General features: G+C 35.6%; 17 protein-coding genes and 1 other annotated feature. Of the genes, 3 read left to right on the forward strand and 14 right to left on the reverse strand.

The window, feature by feature from the left end; translation table 11 throughout:
- Window positions 1-13: 13 nt before the first annotated feature.
- From LDX54_RS05345 to LDX54_RS05375, 7 genes are all read right to left on the reverse strand, one after another.
- Window positions 14-970 carry a N(4)-(beta-N-acetylglucosaminyl)-L-asparaginase gene (locus tag LDX54_RS05345; RefSeq protein WP_265666673.1) on the reverse strand — a complete coding sequence of 319 codons (957 nt, stop codon included), beginning with the start codon at window positions 968-970 and terminating at the stop codon, window positions 14-16.
- A gap of 351 nt (window positions 971-1,321) precedes the next feature.
- Window positions 1,322-2,041 (reverse strand): MIP/aquaporin family protein, encoded by a 720-nt coding sequence (locus tag LDX54_RS05350; RefSeq protein ID WP_110446153.1) that lies wholly within the window; start codon window positions 2,039-2,041, stop codon window positions 1,322-1,324.
- 258 nt (window positions 2,042-2,299) lie between these two features.
- Window positions 2,300-2,671 (reverse strand): dihydroxyacetone kinase phosphoryl donor subunit DhaM, encoded by a 372-nt coding sequence (gene dhaM / locus LDX54_RS05355; protein ID WP_265666672.1) that lies wholly within the window; start codon window positions 2,669-2,671, stop codon window positions 2,300-2,302.
- Window positions 2,668-3,252 carry a dihydroxyacetone kinase subunit DhaL gene (gene dhaL, locus LDX54_RS05360; protein WP_265666671.1) on the reverse strand — a complete coding sequence of 195 codons (585 nt, stop codon included), beginning with the start codon at window positions 3,250-3,252 and terminating at the stop codon, window positions 2,668-2,670. Before dhaL ends, dhaM begins: the two co-directional genes overlap by 4 nt.
- Before the next feature lie 14 nt (window positions 3,253-3,266).
- Complete coding sequence (dhaK, locus tag LDX54_RS05365) at window positions 3,267-4,262, reverse strand: dihydroxyacetone kinase subunit DhaK (protein WP_198203091.1); 996 nt, start codon at window positions 4,260-4,262, stop codon at window positions 3,267-3,269.
- Window positions 4,263-4,431: 169 nt separating this feature from the next.
- Window positions 4,432-4,914 carry a nitroreductase family protein gene (locus tag LDX54_RS05370; RefSeq protein ID WP_265666670.1) on the reverse strand — a complete coding sequence of 161 codons (483 nt, stop codon included), beginning with the start codon at window positions 4,912-4,914 and terminating at the stop codon, window positions 4,432-4,434.
- Between the two features lie 51 nt (window positions 4,915-4,965).
- Complete coding sequence (locus tag LDX54_RS05375; protein WP_110446157.1) at window positions 4,966-5,610, reverse strand: SLAP domain-containing protein; 645 nt, start codon at window positions 5,608-5,610, stop codon at window positions 4,966-4,968.
- A gap of 208 nt (window positions 5,611-5,818) precedes the next feature.
- Here LDX54_RS05375 and LDX54_RS05380 point away from each other — a divergent pair, with 208 nt between their 5' ends.
- Together LDX54_RS05380 and LDX54_RS05385 are read left to right on the forward strand one after the other, a co-directional pair.
- Window positions 5,819-6,679, forward strand: coding sequence for a glycosyltransferase family 8 protein (locus tag LDX54_RS05380; RefSeq protein ID WP_265666669.1), 861 nt, complete (start codon window positions 5,819-5,821; stop codon window positions 6,677-6,679).
- Between the two features lie 160 nt (window positions 6,680-6,839).
- Window positions 6,840-7,121, forward strand: a complete 282-nt coding sequence (locus LDX54_RS05385) for an HU family DNA-binding protein (protein ID WP_046324922.1) — start codon at window positions 6,840-6,842, stop codon at window positions 7,119-7,121.
- Between the two features lie 62 nt (window positions 7,122-7,183).
- Here LDX54_RS05385 and LDX54_RS05390 read toward each other — a convergent pair whose 3' ends face one another.
- The 5 genes from LDX54_RS05390 to LDX54_RS05410 all read right to left on the reverse strand — a co-directional run bounded on the left by LDX54_RS05390 (window position 7,184) and on the right by LDX54_RS05410 (window position 10,853).
- On the reverse strand, window positions 7,184-7,885 hold the full coding sequence (locus tag LDX54_RS05390; protein WP_046324923.1) for a methionine ABC transporter permease: 702 nt from the start codon (window positions 7,883-7,885) through the stop codon (window positions 7,184-7,186).
- Window positions 7,878-8,942 (reverse strand): methionine ABC transporter ATP-binding protein, encoded by a 1,065-nt coding sequence (locus LDX54_RS05395; protein WP_265666668.1) that lies wholly within the window; start codon window positions 8,940-8,942, stop codon window positions 7,878-7,880. The genes LDX54_RS05390 and LDX54_RS05395 overlap by 8 nt, the downstream gene beginning before the upstream one ends.
- 19 nt (window positions 8,943-8,961) lie before the next feature.
- A complete protein-coding gene (locus LDX54_RS05400; RefSeq protein ID WP_265667654.1) occupies window positions 8,962-9,813 on the reverse strand; it encodes a MetQ/NlpA family ABC transporter substrate-binding protein in 852 nt (283 codons plus the stop codon).
- Window positions 9,814-9,855: 42 nt separating this feature from the next.
- Window positions 9,856-10,094 (reverse strand) — a binding site (T-box leader).
- 59 nt (window positions 10,095-10,153) lie between these two features.
- Window positions 10,154-10,342 (reverse strand): hypothetical protein, encoded by a 189-nt coding sequence (locus LDX54_RS05405; RefSeq protein WP_046324926.1) that lies wholly within the window; start codon window positions 10,340-10,342, stop codon window positions 10,154-10,156.
- 1 nt (window position 10,343) lies between these two features.
- On the reverse strand, window positions 10,344-10,853 hold the full coding sequence (locus LDX54_RS05410; protein ID WP_265666667.1) for a dihydrofolate reductase: 510 nt from the start codon (window positions 10,851-10,853) through the stop codon (window positions 10,344-10,346).
- Window positions 10,854-11,016: 163 nt separating this feature from the next.
- On the opposite strand from LDX54_RS05410, the gene LDX54_RS05415 reads away from it, so the two are divergent.
- Window positions 11,017-11,325 (forward strand): TipAS antibiotic-recognition domain-containing protein, encoded by a 309-nt coding sequence (locus LDX54_RS05415; RefSeq protein ID WP_281214424.1) that lies wholly within the window; start codon window positions 11,017-11,019, stop codon window positions 11,323-11,325.
- A 33-nt stretch (window positions 11,326-11,358) separates the two neighbouring features.
- Here LDX54_RS05415 and pnuC read toward each other — a convergent pair whose 3' ends face one another.
- Complete coding sequence (pnuC, locus tag LDX54_RS05420; RefSeq protein ID WP_265666665.1) at window positions 11,359-12,072, reverse strand: nicotinamide riboside transporter PnuC; 714 nt, start codon at window positions 12,070-12,072, stop codon at window positions 11,359-11,361.
- 144 nt (window positions 12,073-12,216) lie between these two features.
- Window positions 12,217-13,362 (reverse strand): cation:proton antiporter, encoded by a 1,146-nt coding sequence (locus tag LDX54_RS05425; protein ID WP_265666664.1) that lies wholly within the window; start codon window positions 13,360-13,362, stop codon window positions 12,217-12,219.
- Window positions 13,363-13,416: the final 54 nt, after the last annotated feature.

Below are 13,416 nucleotides of genomic sequence, written 5' to 3' on the forward strand. Positions count from 1 at the left end.
TTTTTAACAATGATTACTTTACAGGAGCTTTGATTTGCTTTTGGTAGTTATCTAACCAGGCTTGAGAAATTGGTTCAATTTTGGTGTTATTGTGCAGCCCCGGATTTGCCATTAATATCTGAGGTTCTTGCTTTTTAGCAGCAATACAAAAAGGAAACTCCACGTTAGTAGCTACACCCCACTCGCCTTTTTTATTCAAGGCAATGAGGGAAATTTCGCCTACTTTACCATAACGCTTCTTTAAATCATTACAAAACGGATAAACTGTAGCATCACAGGCTTCTTGGGGAGACTTTCCTTCTGCCATTTTACGGACTATTTCGTATGAAAGGCAGCCCTTCATGATGTCTTCTCCTAGGCCAGTTGCAGTCGCAGCTCCAATGTGACTATCCGCATAAAATCCAGATCCGGACAGAGGTGAATCGCCGATTCTACCATTTTTCTTCATAAATAAGCCGGAGGTTGATGTAGCAGCTGCCAGCGAACCATTTCGATCAAGAGTTATTGCTCCTACGGTATCATGACCATCATAGGGATGCAGGTCTGATTGAAGTTGCTGTTTTACCTTGTTCTGCCAGATAGTTTTGGCCCTTTCAGTCAACATATTAGTCATTTCAAAGCCATTCTGCATTGCATATTTAGTCGCTCCTTCTCCGACTAAAAAGCTGTTGATCTTATTTAAGCTTAGTCTTCGAGCAACTGAAACAGCATGTTTTACGTTCTCAATTGCAGCTACAGAACCTTGTGCCAAGGTGTCACCGTCCATGAATGCAGCATCCATTTGAACAACTCCGTCTTCGTTAGGAAGTCCGCCATATCCCACGGATTTATAAAGGGGATATGATTCGACTTTTCTTAGCAAATTTTCAACAGCATCCCCAGCACTTTTATCCTTTTTCAACAGCTCTGCCGCTTTCACCAATCCGTCATACGACATACTCCAAGTTGATATTACAGCCCAATTATTCATTTAAACCGCCTTTTTAATTCAATCTAATGCTAATAATACTAAACTAAAGCAGCAAAAAACAAGCACCTAACACAATTTTCAGTAGAATATAGCCTGATCTAGTGAAAATCGTTGCTGATAAACAATTTTTTATAAAAATGAATTTAAATAATGCTAGAAGATTAAGCTTAATAAAGCAACAAAAAATATTTAGTACATGAGCGTTCAAGCTCTGCAATTTTAATTTGAATTGTTTTAAACTAGAAAACTTATTCTTTAATAAAATCAGACCGGATAAGGAAAATGGATTAGATACAAAAAACACCCCCAAACTTTACAAATTTGAAGGTGTTATCAAAAGCTTATGCTTTTTTATACAATAACATTGAATAATAATGCAGCAATTACTCCGCCAAGAAGTGGGCCAAAAATCGGAACCCAGCTATAAGCCCAATCTGAACCACCTTTATTGGCAATCGGCATAAATTGGTGAGCCAGTCTAGGTCCCAAATCACGGGCTGGATTAATCGCGATTCCAGTCGGTCCTCCTAAAGACAAACAAATCGCTGTAATCAAAAATCCAGCTAACAATGGATTAAATCCTGGAGCTAATTTTGTATTGGTCAATCCCAACAAGCCAAATACCAAAACAAAGGTAGCAATCGTCTCAGTAAAGAAATTCCAACCGTAATTTCTTATAGCTGGTGTCGTAGCAAACGACCCTAAAATACCATCTTGATCAGTTGTTTCTTGCCAGTGAGGAAAATAGGTTAGCCATACCAAGATACCACCAATAAAGCCTCCAGCTGTCTGTGCCAACATATATGGCAGAACGGAAGACCATGGCAACTTATTGGCAATTGCCATACCTAGTGACACTGCCGGATTAAAGTGACCTGGACAAAGCCAGCTAACACAGAATACACCAAATGTCACGGCAAAGCCCCAGCCAAAAGAAATAACGATCCAGCCACTGCCCTTTGACTTCGACTTATTCAAATTGACACCGGCACAAACGCCATCTCCAAGCAATACCAAGATAATAGTTCCGAGGAACTCTCCCACTACTTGCATTGTTAAGCTATTATTCATTTTTAATCTCCTACTTCGATTATTGGACTTCCTTTGAAACCCAAAATAATGTTTAGTAGTAAATTACTCCCAGATTCAATATATTATAAAATTGTGTTTATGTAAACCCTTTCTTTAAATAAAACTATCTTTCCAAAAAAACTCAATTTGTTGTTATTTTATAACATAAGATTTAAAAGGGGTTCCAAATTTTTCGGCTAAAATTAAGTTAGGATACGTTTAGTGTTATTTTTACTCAATATAAATCTAGTATTTATCCTATTTCTTAAGGGCTAGGGGCTTAAGCTGTCCTTCTATCTCCGTTAACTTGACCCCCGCCTCAATTAAAGTAGCGGCAGTATAAGCCCCTTCGATAAAGGCTACATCATATAGATGAATCTTTTTAGATGTCATTTCCGTTGCTAGTTCAAGATTCATTTTGGCACTGCCTAAATCATAAAATGCCAATATTTCATCAGCTTTATTTTCAGAAAAAGCCTGCAAAATTTTGTCCATACTGGTGCCAAGATCATCAGCGTTAGTTCCACCCGCAGTGGTAATTGACACATCTTTTGCAACCTGTTCCAATAGCTCAGACAAACCGGTTACAATCTCTGGAACATGGGATACTAAAGTAATGCCTAAACTCATAAGATACCTTCTGTTTCAAGTAACGCCTCAAAAAGGTACCCACTTGATTGCGAGCCAGGATCAACATGGCCTTTTGATCTTTCGCCTAAATATGAAGCACGACCTTTTTTGGCAACTAAGTCTTTGGTTGCCTCTACAGCTGAAGCGATTTTTTCCTGTGTTAGCTTATTGGTTTTAACTTCTGGAACTAATGCGGTCCACACATCAACCATGGTTTTATCACCAGGTTCAGCACCACCACGTTTTTTAATACCTGTCAATGCAGCAGCCAGTAAGTCTCCTATGTCTGAACTTGTGCTGCTTTTCTTCGCCATTTCCAAGAAAGCAGTTCCATAAAGTGGACCAGAGGCCCCACCAACTGTAGAAATGAGAGTCATAGCGATTTGCTTAAAAGCATCTGTGATGGTTTTGGGCTCAGTACTTAATTTTTGACTAACCGCTGTCATACCTCGGCTCATATTAAAACCGTGGTCACCATCGCCAATCGCAGTATCCAGATCACTTAAAAATTGCTTATTTTGTCCAATTTTAGCAGAAAAATTATTCATCCATTCAATCACATTTTTAACTGTTAAGCCCATATTAACTTCTCCTTTTACCAAGCAATTGTTTCTACTGGCTGATTGAGATAATCAAGCCACTTGTCATCAGCTAATTCAAATATTGTGAGTGAAATACCTGCCATATCAAGCGAAGTCATGTAATTACCCACTTTCATGAAAGCTGGCTTGACATTGAACTCTGCTAGTTTGTTAAGTAAATCATTACTAAAAATGTATTGTTCCATTAATGGTGTAGCGCCCATACCATTTACCAACACAGCATATTTCTTATTTTGGTCTAAATGCATTTCATCATTTAATTTGCCCACTAATTCCGTTACTAAATCTTTAGCAGGTTTAATCTGTTCACGCCGGTATCCAGGCTCTGAGTGAATACCAATACCGTATTCAATTTCATTATCTTTGAGAACAAAACCGGGTTTACCTGTTTCAGGATTGGTAGCAGCAGACAAAGCAACCGCGATTGTTTTAATATTAGGCAATACCTTTTTGGCTGTCGCATCAATCTCGTCTAGACTGGCACCATTTTGAGCCATTGCTCCTAAAATCTTGTGCATGAACAAAGTTCCTGCTACTCCTCGTCTTCCTTGGGTAAATGTACTATTTTCGACGGCAATATCATCATCTACCACAATTGACTTGACCTTAATATTGTCCATATCAGCCATATCTTTAGCCATATCAAAATTCATCACATCGCCTGAATAATTTTTAATTACTAAAAAAACGCCCTGACCTTGATTAACAGCCTTAATAGCCTCATATACTTGATCTGGAGTTGGGGAAGTAAAAACTTGTCCGCAAACAGCTGCACTAAGCATTCCTTTGCCCACAAAACCAGCATGAGTAGGTTCATGACCTGAACCTCCGCCACTTACAATACCGACTTTTCCCGTCATAGAATCTTTATCTGCTCTCATAACAGCTTCAGTATCCTTAACCTTGGCAATATACTGGGGATATGATCTGACCATTCCTTCAACCATTTCCGGTACAACATTTGCTGGATCATTAATAATCTTTTTCATGAAACTTGCTCCTTAAGTAAAAAAATGTAACGCTTACATAATTATTATATCAAGTAAGATAGCCATAAACCATTCTGGCTTTAATAAATTTAATTTTCTTGTCAAAAAAACTGTAGCCACATCAGTTAAAAATAGGACTACAGTTTTAATATTAAGTCTTTTAAAGCAGTTATTTTCTTACAACTTTATATCTATTTGACCTGTCATCATTTGGTTGCTCTGCAGCATGTCCGCAGGCCACAATGACACTAGTTTCAAAATCTTCTGGAACTTCCAACTTTTGTTCTAAACTTTTAGCAGAATTTAACACATTTGCTGCATTCATTAGATAAACTGAACCCAAGTTAAGTGCTGCTGCCTCTACCATCAAATTTTCTGCAGCAACTGAAGCATCTCTCTCACCAAATTCATTACCTTTTTTGACATTAATAATAAACAATAAAGGAGCATTGTAACAAGCATTGCTTGTTACCTGTTCAATTTCAGATAACAAATTCTCATCTTTAACCACTGTCATCTGCATCACATCAGCTTGGTGCATACCACAAGGTGAAGCTTGAAATGCTGCAATCAATGCTTTTATGTCGTCTTCAGAGACTTTTTCAGCTGTATATTTCCTAATAGCTACTCTCTTTAAAACTGCATCAGTCATTTTAGTACCTCTTTCTGTAAATTCTTTAACTACCATTATTCTAAAGCAATTTTAATTAGTCTTATGAACTAAATCAGACCATTTTAAAAATTGGGTATTAGAAATTCCCGCAAATTTTTGCCCATTAATTTTCTTCAGGTAATAGACGGGAATCTTTACTCCTTTTTTAACAAATGGATATTTATTTCCTATTACCACTAGTCTACCCTTTTTGTCGTAAACTTTGGCGTTTTTCTTAACTTTATAAACTTTAATTTTTAGAATTTTAACATTTCCTGGTTTAATATATTGTTTTTTCTTACTTTTAGTACTTATTTGTAAAAAGCTGTGTCCTTTAGCAGTATTAAGACCGGAAACATATATAATTGTTCCTTTTTTTAGTTTTTTATTTTTTATCTTTTTGCCTTTGTTATCATAAATATATGCTGGCTTTTTTAATATGACACTTTTTTGCAAATACTTTAAAACTTTACTTAAATTATTAGTATTTTTGGATGAATTGCCAGTAGTAGATGTTTCGTTTGAGTTAGTTTGTTCCTTATTGCTGTCACTCTGAGTTGCAGTATTTGTTTCTTTAGCTGTAGCAGGATTCTGTCCTTGAATTGACGAATTTGCAGCTACAACTGGTTTGCTAACAGATAGTCCCAATATTAAAGAAGTAATTCCAGTTAAACTTAGCAATAATTTTTTCTTCATGTTAATACCTCTTTGTTAAAACTTTATTTATATACATTCTACTACTTTGAATAAATAATTTCCTTGGTAAAATCTAAGACAACAAATTTAGTTATGATATTTTCACACTATGTTATTTTTACAACTTATATTATGAGGTATCTTAACATGTTTTGCTTTATACTAATAAATAGTGAAAATAAACAAGAAACTGGTAAAGGAAGACTTTATGAATAATCCTCAAAAAGAACCGATCGAAATATTGGTTACTATTGACCAAAACTATATCAAACCACTTGAAGTGATGATGTATTCCCTCAGACTGAACAATATGACTGAGGAGTTCCATGTCTGGTTAATTTACGATAATATTGATCAACATGCTCTAAATAAACTTAAAAAATTTGGTACAAAAATTAGAATTAAAGTATCAACCCTAACTATGAACAAAAAAATTAAATTTCCAAAATCATTGCTAAACTTGCATGATTACCCCAAGGAAATGTACTTTAGGCTACTTTCAAGTAAAATTTTGCCTGCAAACTTACATCGAATTATTTACCTTGATCCGGACATATTAGTTATAAACTCAGTCGTGCCATTATGGCAATTAGATCTTGAAGGTAAAATGTTTGCTGCTTCGGTTCATGAGGGTTTAACAGATATTATGAGTTCAATCAATAATATCAGACTTGGGACTTCAACTGGATACTTTAACTCTGGAATAATGTTAATGGATTTGGACCAAATGAGAAAAAAGATCAAAATTGAAGATATCACTCAAGCAATTGAACAACATCATGATACCCTGATTTTGCCTGATCAGGATATTCTAAACTACTTATATGGCGAGGATATACTCAAAATTCCTGAAACACGTTGGAACTATGATGCAAGAGCTTTTTCAGTTTACTTGGCTAGAAGCACTGGTGAAATTAACACAGAATGGGTCATGAAAAACACTTCAATTTTGCATTTTTGCGGTAAACCCAAGCCTTGGCAAAAAGAAAAACATTCTCGCTTCAAACCTCTTTATTTGAACTATCTGCAAATGGTCAACCGCTTGTTAGATCAACAAAAATTAAGTTAACATTTAGCTTTTTACTATTGAAGGTAGCATTATCTGTGCTAAAATAATAAAAGTTGCCGGATATCAAGCGACACAATGCTTTAGGTGGATTAGTATAGAAAAATACGAACTATTTAACAGCATTGAATAAGTATAAATTTTTATAGAAAAGAGAAGAATTATGGCTTCAATTAACAAATCTGAACTCACTAAAGAGGTTGCAGCAAGAGCAGAACTTAAGCAAAACGTGGCAGAAAAAGTCATCGATGCTTTAATCGGATCAATCAAGGATAACTTGGCTAAAGGTGAAAAAGTACAAATTATAGGTTTTGGTTCTTTTGAAGTACGTAATCGTGCAGCTAGAAAAGGTAGAAACCCACAAACTGGCGAAACTTTAACTATTCCTGCAACTAAGGTTCCTGCGTTTAAACCTGGTAAAGCTTTGAAAGATGCAGTTAAATAGCTCTATATTTAAATACGAAAAAAACAACGAGTTTACCTCGTTGTTTTTATTTTTTATATTTTTTAGCGACTTTGATGATTTAACTTCTTAGCGAAAAAGTCACCGATCACTTGAATGATAAATATCAAAATGATAACCAGCACTGTTGCTACAAGTGTTACATCATTGTTAAAGCGATTGTATCCATATGAAATTGCTGTATTACCCAAGCCACCTGCACCAATGGCTCCAGCCATTGCAGTTAAACCAATTAAACTAATAATTGTAACGGTAGAAACACGAGCAAGTTCTGATCTCGCTTCATTTAAATAAACACTAAAAATAATATCCCAAATCGTAGCACCCAAGCTCTGTGCTGCCTCAATTTTACCGTGATCAACGCTTTCTAAAGCCACTTGAACTTGACGGGCATAAAAAGGAAAAACGCCCAATGTTAATGGAACCAGAGCCGCTTTTATACCAATCTGAGTCCCGACAATTTTTTGAGTAACTGGTGCTATAAATGCTAACAAGATAATAAACGGAATAGCACGAAAAATTGAAACTATTTTATCGCAAACATTGAACCAGAATTTATTAGGTCTTATTCCATCACTTTTGGTCAGAACCAAAATTACACCGAAAATCAAACCTAAAATTCCCCCAAATATTCCGGACCAAAAAGTCATATATAATGTTTGAAAAATGCTGGTTCCCCAGCCAGTATCACCTAGCCAGCCCAGTTGCACAACATTGGGAAAAACTCTGCTAAACCAACTACTCATAAAGATCCCCCTTTTCGTTCAAACGAGTAACAGCGACTTTTTCTTTTCTCAAATAATCTACTGTTTCTTGCTGTTTTGTCTTATCACCTTTAACTTGAACAAGCAGAGTTCCAATTGGCTCATCATCAAGCAGTTCTACGTTACCATATAGCATACTAGCTTCAACCCCGACTTTACGGTATAAATCAATAATAATAGTTTTAGTAACGTTAGCCATACTGTAAACAAGTTGATAAATAGCTTCATTATCGTTATCTAATTTATTAATCTTAAGAGACCTTAGAGTATTAATAACTTCCAAAGATCCACCAACAAAACTCTTAGTTAAATCTTTTTGCGGATGCAAGACTACTTCACGAAGATTGCCATTTTCGATCACCTGACCAGATTGCATTAGCGCTACTTTGTTACAGATTTTTTTGACTGCAGCCATTTCATGTGTGATCAGTACGATGGTTAGGTTAAGATCTTTTTGTAACTTCTTTAATAAAGTTAAAATTTGCAATGTATTTTGAGGATCGAGTGCACTCGTAGCTTCATCAGAAATCAAAATATCTGGTTCGTTTGCTAGAGCCCTGGCAATAGCAACTCTTTGCTGCTGACCCCCAGAAAGTTGAGCTGGGTATGAATTTGCTTTATCTTTTAAATCCACCAGGTCCAATAATTTTAATGACTTTTCTTTAATTTCTTTTTCTTTTAAGCCGGAATGTTTCAGGGCAAAAGACACGTTATCAACTACGCTAATTTCGTTTAATAGGTTGAAATTTTGAAAAATCATGCCGATCTTTCTGCGAGCTAGTTGTAAATCCTTATTAGCAATTACTTGCTTACCATCTTTGACAAAATCAGTATCATTGACTCTAATGTTTCCGGCAGTTGGTTTCTGCAACAAGTTAACAGTTCTTACTAAAGTAGACTTACCTGCTCCGGAAAAGCCTACAATGCCATAGATATCACCCTTTTCAACTGTTAGGCTGACATTATGGACAGCCTGAACAATTTTGCCTTTTTTACTAGGGAAATCCACACTAACGTGTTCTAAATCAATAATACCCATTTACAATCTTCTCCGATCATTAAAACTTAACATCCCAAGCTGGTTTACTCATATCACCATAAAACTTTTTGTCTAGACGCTTAGTTTCAGCTGTTTGATATGACTTAACCACTGCTAGATAATCTTTATTCTTTTCCTGACCTTTCTTTGCACAAATGATATTTACCCATTGTAGAGAATCTTTGTTAACAGGCTCAACAAAAATTGTCTGTTTCTTACCTAGACCAGCAGGACCTGCAAAGTCATTATTAACAACAGCGGCATCAACTGAATTAATTACGCGACCACATTGATCGGCACTAACTTCTTTAACTTTAATGTTTTTAGAAGTTTTAATTACGTCAGCAGCGGAAACTAAAATTTTTCCTTTACGTAACTTAATCAGACCAGCATTTTTGAGAACAAAGAGTGCACGAGATTCATTACTTGCATCATTTGGCACAGCTATGGTTGCGCCCTTTGGAATATCACTGAGTTTGTGGTACTTCTTAGAATATAGTCTAATAGGGTTAATTTCAGTTCGACCAATTGCAACTACACCACCGTGATTTGCTTTGTTCCACGCTTTCAAAAATGCATAGTGTTGAAATGAATTAAGGTCGATATCCCCACTTTTAACTGCCTTATTCGGTTGATTGTAATCGGTAAAGTTCTTGATCTTAATCGTTACTCCATATTTTTCTTTAGCCAATTTTGCAGCTTTGTTCCAAATAACTTGTTTTGGCTTTGTTTCACTAACAATACCTACAGTAACAACGTGATTGCTCTTTTGGTCACCACTTTTTTTACCAAAACTAAACCAACCGACAGCAATAATTATAATTGCTGCAATCACTCCGATAATTATATTGCGACTCTTTTTTGTCATCAGAAAAACCTCCCAATTTTTCAATAAAAAAAGCACTCTTCCTCAAATAAGGACGAGTGCTTCGTGTTACCACCTTTAATTTGTCTATTACTCACGTAATAAACCTCAACAGCTATCTAACAATAGCTTGCAATTATAACGGATGCAACTCCGCCACTAGCTAAATATCACCAGCGGTCATCATTTCAAGCCCATGTTCACTAAATTATGCTAACTGACTCTCACCAAACGTCAGCTCTCTTTATTAACAAAAACTTAGCTACTCTGCTTTTCAAGATGTATTAATTATTTAATTGTTTATTAATTTAACATTGAAAAAATAATCTGTCAACCATAAATTAAATTATTTTTTAGTTGATTGGTATGATTTTATTATTGCGAAAAAATATTGTCCAACAGCAAAAGTGACAATGGCCATGCCAATTACTTGCCACCAATAGTTATGATTTAAGTTTTCTGCCAGAAAAAAGCTGCTAATTAAGATCATAATACAGATTATAAAGGTGATCGTTGAAGTAATAACTTGTTTCATGTTATTTCTCCTTTCTCATATATGTTAGAAATTTATAAGGATAAAGATTAACGTTGTCAGGCTGATGAAATTCTTTTTTTACTAAAATGAAGTCATCATAATCAATTTTCGTCATTGTGACATCAGCTTTAAAAGTTGCTATTATTTCAGTTTTTTCTAAACAATCTACCTGATTTTTTAAAGCGTTAAAAACCGAATTACCACCTATCACACAGAGATTTTGCTGTTTATGCTTGTTGATCCAGTCCTGTAATTCTTTGACTGATTTAATAATTAAAACCTGTTTATTATTACGATATTTATTTTTTAACGTCAAACTGGTCGTCAAAACAACGTGTTTGCGCCCAGGTAAAAGATGAGGCAAGCTCACGAAAGTTTTACGACCCATGATAATTGGATGTCCATAAGTAATTTTTTTAAAGTGGTGTAGATCTGCAGGCAGTTTCCAAGGTAAATGTCCATCTATACCAATTTGGTGTTTTTGATCTTCTGCCCAAACAAAAGTAATCATCAATTCGCCTCTCTCTTTATTATAGCGCTTTATTTAGCGGATTTCTTAGCATCTGCTTAGCTTTACCAATTATCTGGAATTAAATCTACGTATTTTTATGTGATTTTTACCTATTTTGTTGCTATAGTAATTTAAGTATCTGAATAATTCGTTGGAGGGAAACATGGCTAAAACAAATCAACTAACTGAAGAAAAATATCATAAAATGAAAGAAACAGAAGCCGATCTTGTACGAGATTTACAAGCAGTTATCAATGATCCCAAGCAAGAAAAAGTTTTAAGTGCTGCTATTTTTAAAAACCACCAGAAATGGCTGCAGATTATCATGCCAAATTATTCTACCAAAATTCACCTGGCTATTGTTAATGCCTATGATAATGATACACGCTATCAATCCTATTATGATGATAAAGCCGGTAAAGGTGCAACCAAAATCTTAAGTAAAATTGTGAAAAACCACTTGGAAAAATAAAAGAAGTCTTGTACACAAAAGACTTCTTTTTTGTTAATGAAACCAGTGAACATGCTTATCAGTAAAAGCAAGTAAATCATTGGTTAAATACAAAATATATGTTAAGAACAATGTGAGATTAGCATCACCTTGAAAGGCAGTGACTCCCCATAAAATAATTGAAAAAATTCCTTGCACAGTCCAAAAGTAATACTGCTCGCGAAAATGCAACATACAAAGAAGCGAGCCGGTAATCCCTATTGCACCCGCAGTTGCATCAATTACAGGACGTGGACTAATAAATATTTTGGTGTCCAGCAGATAAAGTAAAGCTAAAACTATAGTAAAAAAGCTAATTGTCATAAGCCATTTTTTCAGCGTCAACCCATGAATATGTTTTTCCGTATCTTTAGACCATGACGATAACATTAAGACTGGCAGATCCAATACCAGAATATAAATAGTTTGCAAGATCACGTTAGCGTAATTTTTCGCATAGACAGAAATTATAATATAAATTGCAGCGGAAACTAAACCCAAGATGCCGTTAATTTGCCTAGCGTTAGTAATAGCAAGGGTGCACGTAAAGCCCAGAATAGCAGCAATCATCGTTAACAAAGAAATTTGACTGATGGGCGATGCCACAGTAGCACCAATGATAATGCCTATTCCCAACATTAATAATAAATAGGTTTTAAAGCTCCAACCCCGCATTTGCTTAATATACCATCTTAATTTAAAGATTTCAGCACCTGGCTGAATTTTCATTCGACCTTCCTACCTTCTGCTTAAATTTAACAATGAAAAAAACATGTTTTCCATATTATCATAACTTTTAAGCAATTTTAAGAGATTTGACTAGATGGCCAGGCAAATGATTATAGCCTTAGTAATTGGTATTTTGGAGTTTCATTATTTCTGAGCCATTTTTGATATTGACCATTTTAGGAGAAAAGGCGAGACTACAGTGGTCATAATGATTGCTCCGATTACAGTTGAATAAGCCGCAGGTGCAAGTAAATGGTTGGTTAAGCCCATTTGCGCAACCACAAGAGCCATTTCACCACGCGAAACCATCCCGGTTCCAACTAATAAAGAACTAGAATTATTGAAACCAGCTAGTTTTGCTCCTAACCCCGCACCCACCAATTTTGAAAAAACACTGCCAATTACCAAGACCAAAAATAAAATAAAGTCATTTAGAATGCCTTTAATACTCATGTCTAAACCAATACTAACAAAAAAGATGGGAATAAAACTGCTGTAGCCAATTACCGTAAAATTCTTTTTGAGAGTTTTCTGCGCTGAAGTACGATTCAAAGATAGTCCGGCAAAAAAGGCTCCAATCACGTTACTAAGGCCCACCTTCTCAGCTCCCCAAGAAGCCATTACTACAATAATCATTGCCACTAGCGTCTCTGGAACCGGTAATGTTAGACGCTGACTTAACTTTATCAAACGGGGTATAACGTAAACACTAACAAAAACTAAAAGTATCAGGAATGCTGCTTGGGTCAGTAGGCTTAGAATTAAATCTTTACCCTTATTTGAGCCGGGCTCAGATACACCCGTTAGTCCGCTAACAATGCTCAAAAGTATTATTGAGAGCAAATCATCTGCTACTGCTGCGCCCAAAATTGTCATGCCCTCTTTTCCTTGTAAGCGCCCCATTTCTTGCAAAACAGCAACAGAAATCGAAACAGAAGTGGCTGAAAACGCTAAACCTAAAAATAAACTCTCCACTTGAGAAAATGCAAAAAGAATACCAGTGAAATAAGCAATAATAATTGGTACAATCATACCAAATCCAGCCACCAACACACTGGGACGCAGTAACTTTTTTAAAGTTTTCAGATCACTGTCAAGACCAGCTAAAAACATTAAAAAAATTACCCCAATATCGGAAAATACCTTTATGATTCCTGTAGGTTGCACAAGATTAAGAGCTGCAGGACCAATTATTATTCCAGCCAGCAATTCACCAACAACTGCCGGCAATTTTAATCTGGCACTAAATTGTCCTCCAATTAACGTGGCTAATAAAATAACGCTCAGCATCCCTAAAAACCTCATTTGCACTCCCACTTTCTACAGCAAAAAAAGGCCTTCACA

This window comes from Lactobacillus sp. IBH004, assembly GCF_026185255.2.
Taxonomy (GTDB): Bacteria; Bacillota; Bacilli; order Lactobacillales; family Lactobacillaceae; genus Lactobacillus; species Lactobacillus melliventris.

Coding starts and splice junctions, on each gene's coding strand:
- LDX54_RS05415 (WP_281214424.1), top strand. CDS start 11,017: ATGGCTAAAACAAATCAACTAACTGAAGAAAAATATCATAAAATGAAA.
- LDX54_RS05410 (WP_265666667.1), bottom strand. CDS start 10,853: ATGATTACTTTTGTTTGGGCAGAAGATCAAAAACACCAAATTGGTATA.
- LDX54_RS05425 (WP_265666664.1), bottom strand. CDS start 13,362: ATGCTGAGCGTTATTTTATTAGCCACGTTAATTGGAGGACAATTTAGT.
- dhaL (WP_265666671.1), bottom strand. CDS start 3,252: ATGGGCTTAACAGTTAAAAATGTGATTGAATGGATGAATAATTTTTCT.
- LDX54_RS05380 (WP_265666669.1), top strand. CDS start 5,819: ATGAATAATCCTCAAAAAGAACCGATCGAAATATTGGTTACTATTGAC.
- pnuC (WP_265666665.1), bottom strand. CDS start 12,072: ATGAAAATTCAGCCAGGTGCTGAAATCTTTAAATTAAGATGGTATATT.
- dhaK (WP_198203091.1), bottom strand. CDS start 4,262: ATGAAAAAGATTATTAATGATCCAGCAAATGTTGTACCGGAAATGGTT.
- LDX54_RS05390 (WP_046324923.1), bottom strand. CDS start 7,885: ATGAGTAGTTGGTTTAGCAGAGTTTTTCCCAATGTTGTGCAACTGGGC.
- LDX54_RS05345 (WP_265666673.1), bottom strand. CDS start 970: ATGAATAATTGGGCTGTAATATCAACTTGGAGTATGTCGTATGACGGA.
- LDX54_RS05375 (WP_110446157.1), bottom strand. CDS start 5,610: ATGAAGAAAAAATTATTGCTAAGTTTAACTGGAATTACTTCTTTAATA.
- LDX54_RS05405 (WP_046324926.1), bottom strand. CDS start 10,342: ATGAAACAAGTTATTACTTCAACGATCACCTTTATAATCTGTATTATG.
- LDX54_RS05350 (WP_110446153.1), bottom strand. CDS start 2,041: ATGAATAATAGCTTAACAATGCAAGTAGTGGGAGAGTTCCTCGGAACT.
- LDX54_RS05395 (WP_265666668.1), bottom strand. CDS start 8,942: ATGGGTATTATTGATTTAGAACACGTTAGTGTGGATTTCCCTAGTAAA.
- dhaM (WP_265666672.1), bottom strand. CDS start 2,671: ATGAGTTTAGGCATTACTTTAGTATCCCATGTTCCAGAGATTGTAACC.
- LDX54_RS05370 (WP_265666670.1), bottom strand. CDS start 4,914: ATGACTGATGCAGTTTTAAAGAGAGTAGCTATTAGGAAATATACAGCT.
- LDX54_RS05385 (WP_046324922.1), top strand. CDS start 6,840: ATGGCTTCAATTAACAAATCTGAACTCACTAAAGAGGTTGCAGCAAGA.